This is a genomic window from Haloparvum sedimenti, from assembly GCF_001462205.1.
Classification (GTDB): domain Archaea; phylum Halobacteriota; class Halobacteria; order Halobacteriales; family Haloferacaceae; genus Haloparvum; species Haloparvum sedimenti.
This window is the reverse complement of sequence record NZ_LKIR01000071.1, coordinates 8,438-11,646: the sequence shown is the minus strand read 5'-3', so window position 1 is coordinate 11,646 and position 3,209 is coordinate 8,438. Positions and strand designations below refer to the sequence as shown.

The 3,209-nt window shown below is 60.3% G+C and carries 2 protein-coding genes; one reads left to right on the top strand and one right to left on the bottom strand.

Annotated elements, in window-relative coordinates:
* The first annotated feature begins 555 nt into the window (after positions 1-555).
* Positions 556-1,116 (top strand): TATA-box-binding protein, encoded by a 561-nt coding sequence (locus AN233_RS04980; protein ID WP_058365744.1) that lies wholly within the window; start codon positions 556-558, stop codon positions 1,114-1,116.
* A 66-nt stretch (positions 1,117-1,182) separates the two neighbouring features.
* Here the strand turns inward: AN233_RS04980 and AN233_RS04975 are convergent, their stop codons facing one another.
* On the bottom strand, positions 1,183-2,385 hold the full coding sequence (locus AN233_RS04975) for a Cdc6/Cdc18 family protein (RefSeq protein ID WP_058365743.1): 1,203 nt from the start codon (positions 2,383-2,385) through the stop codon (positions 1,183-1,185).
* Positions 2,386-3,209 lie beyond the last annotated feature (824 nt).

Genomic DNA, 3,209 nt, shown 5'->3' with positions numbered 1-3,209 from the left:
GCACCATTGCATGGTCCGTGTTCGGGTCACTCGCGAAAGCGGGTGACACCGAACGTCGTTGGCTCACATCAGATCCCGTCTTACGGCGGACCGCAGGGGTGGGATCCTCATGGGTCGAGTCGGGGTGCGCCGCCCGGGGGTAGCCCCGCGGACGACGTCGGCATGGAAACCGGGCCGACTCTGCGAAAGCGGACCGGGTTGAACGGTCCGAGTTCGCGTCGCGTTCTTCGCATTACGTTCCGAATCGGCGCCCACACATAAGGGCGTCGGAACGGTTGCCCGAGACCCCGAAGGGTCCCGGTCGCCCCCTCGCGGGAGCGTTCTTCGCATTCATTCGAACGGCAGGCCAGTACTTAACCCCGTCGAAGCGATCGCCGTACGGCATGCGGTTTCACGCATCGTGGAGAGTGACAGTATCGCGGGGCCCAACGAATGCCGACAGACAGCTGATCCAGACGGAAGAGATAGTTCCGAGAAGGGATTCCGAGCTACCGGAAGCGACCCACAGATAACACGGGCGTTTATAAGGGAGGGGCGTGCATATAAAAGCGAACGATGGCAGACCCCGCAGAATCAATCGAGATCCAAAATGTGGTGGCATCGACGGGTATTGGGCAGGAACTCGACCTCGAAGCGTTGGCTGAGGACCTTCCCGGAGCTGACTTCAATCCGGACAACTTCCCGGGGTTAGTGTACCGAACCCAGGACCCGAAGGCGGCCGCACTCATCTTCCGCTCCGGGAAGATCGTGTGCACGGGCGCAAAGAGCATCGACGACGTGCATGAAGCGCTCGGAATCATCTTCGAGAAGCTTCGCGGACTCAGTATCCCCGTCGAAGAGGACCCGGACATCACGGTACAGAACATCGTCTCGAGCGCGGACCTCGGTCACAATCTGAACCTAAACGCGCTCGCGATCGGCTTGGGTCTCGAAGACGTAGAGTACGAGCCCGAGCAGTTCCCGGGACTGGTCTACCGGATGGACGACCCCGAGGTCGTCATTCTCCTGTTCGGCAGCGGGAAGATCGTGATCACGGGCGGGAAGCAGACGGACGACGCCGAAGGAGCCGTCGAGGAGATAGTCGAGCGGATCGAGAGCCTCGGCCTCCTCGGATAGCGCGTTCTCGGCCACCGCTTCGCGACAGTTTCGATCGAACCCCGAGCAGCCACCGACACGGTGCGATTATCCTTCGGTGTCCTCAGTAAGAACGTCCTTCACGACCTTCGGATCCTCCAGCAGTTGGTGTTTGGTGTAGCTCCCCTCAGCGCTGCCACCGCTGTGTTTCGACTGTTCGATGATGTCGAGGAACGCGTGTTCCTTCAACAGGTCGCGAACGCGGCGCAACGAGAGGCTGTCCGACCCCTCCTGGCGGCAGATGTTCTCATAAATCTCGTAGACGCGGCTCGTTCGGAACCCGTCCTGTTTGTCGCTCGAGAGGGAGAGTAGTGCGAGGGCCTGGAGGACGTATCGGGAGTGGGGGGTCGACCCGCGGATGAGCTCGCGAAATCGGTCGGTTTCGGCGCGTTCGCGCGCCTGAGTGACGAACTCCTCGCGGACGGTTCGTTCGCCGTTCCCCTGTGCGATCTCGCCGGCGTATCGGAGGATGTCGATCGCTTTGCGTGCGTCACCGTGTTCGCGGGCGGCGAGCGCGGCCGCGCGCGGGACGGTGGACGGTTCGAGCACGCCGTCGTGGAAGGCGTCGGATCGAGCCTCCATGATGTCCCCCAGCTGCGTCGCATCGTACGGGGGGAAGACGAACTCACGCTCACAGAGGCTGGACTTGACGCGCTCATCCATCCGGTCCTTGTACTGGATCTTGTTGCTGATCCCGATGACGCCGAGTTTGCAGTCGGTGATCTTACCGGCCTCGCCGGCGCGGGAGAGCTGCATGAGGATCGCGTCGTCATCGAGCTTATCGATCTCGTCGAGGATGATCAGGACCACGTCGTACCGCTCGTCGAGAATCCGCCAGAGGCGTTTGTAGTACGTCGAGGTGGATAGCCCCTTGTCGGGGACGTTGATCCCGGTTTCGGCTGGGTCGTTGACCCCGTCGGCGATCGTCTGGACCGCCTGTGTCTCCGTCGTGTCCTGCGCACAGTCGACGTATGCAAAGGTGGCGTTGACGCCCTCCTCGCCGGCGGTATCGACGAGGCGCTGAGAGACGTATTTCGCACAGAGGGATTTTCCGGTACCCGTCTTACCGTAAATGAGCACGTTGCTCGGGCTCTGACCGAAGATGGCGGGGTTGACCGCGGTCGCGAGGTCGGCGATCTCGTCGTCGCGGCCGACGATCCGACCCTCTCCCGGCAAGTGGCTGATCTCGAGGAGCTCCTTGTTCGCGAAGATGGGATCCTCGCGCGTGAAGAGGTCGTCCGCTGCGTCCATAGGAGAGACACCGCGTTTCCGGTGAAATGTATTGTGTTTCGGCGGGCGTGAGACGGCAGTTGTGCTAGAAAGGGTAGAGGACACACACACCGGGTTTCCGGTGAAATACGTTCGTTGGGGTGAGGGGGGAGTCGAAACGGGGGTTTAGTTTCACCGGAAACAAGGTGCGTGATGACAGTGGAAAAGGCAGCCGAGAGCCGAGAGTCCAGCTAGAGGGGGGACTGAAAGCCGATAATCAAAGGTTGTCAAAGTTCGAAAACCGAGATGGACGCTTCGCTACTCGCGGAGGCGCCTGGAGGATTCCGACCGATATCGTCGTGTGAACGACGGCGTTCGACTACAGTTCCAACACCGATGGTTCGAGTCGATGGAGCTGCAGCGTTCGCTAACAAGATATTTCGCAGTGGACTCGGAGGGGGATACTCAGAAAACTCTAATAAAGTTTCTCATTTCTTGTACCTCCTGGAACCATCCCGGGAATACTGATCCGACTTCGATCCGAGATTCACCGGAAACACGGTGTGTCACTCTCGCCCGAACCGGTGCTGAACCACGAACATCAGAAGAGGGTCTACAAAGACCAGAAGTCCGAATGTACTGGGGCTGGATGCACTGGAGCTGGATGCATTGGGTCTGAATTCACCGGGCCGGATCAACAACGATTCACCGGAAACGCGGTGTCCCTCTCCGTGTTCGGACCAGACGAATCGAAGGTGCGCCACAGAACGACGGCTGTTTCATCGAGAACGACATCTGTTTCACCGGAAACACGGTGTGATACTGCTGACGGGTCCCGTAATCCGACCGCCCGCGACCGCGTTCAT

What these genes read in the sequence shown, in the direction of transcription:
- AN233_RS04980 (WP_058365744.1), top strand. Translation starts at nt 556, where the DNA reads ATGGCAGACCCCGCAGAATCAATCGAGATCCAAAATGTGGTGGCATCG.
- AN233_RS04975 (WP_058365743.1), bottom strand. Translation starts at nt 2,385, where the DNA reads ATGGACGCAGCGGACGACCTCTTCACGCGCGAGGATCCCATCTTCGCG.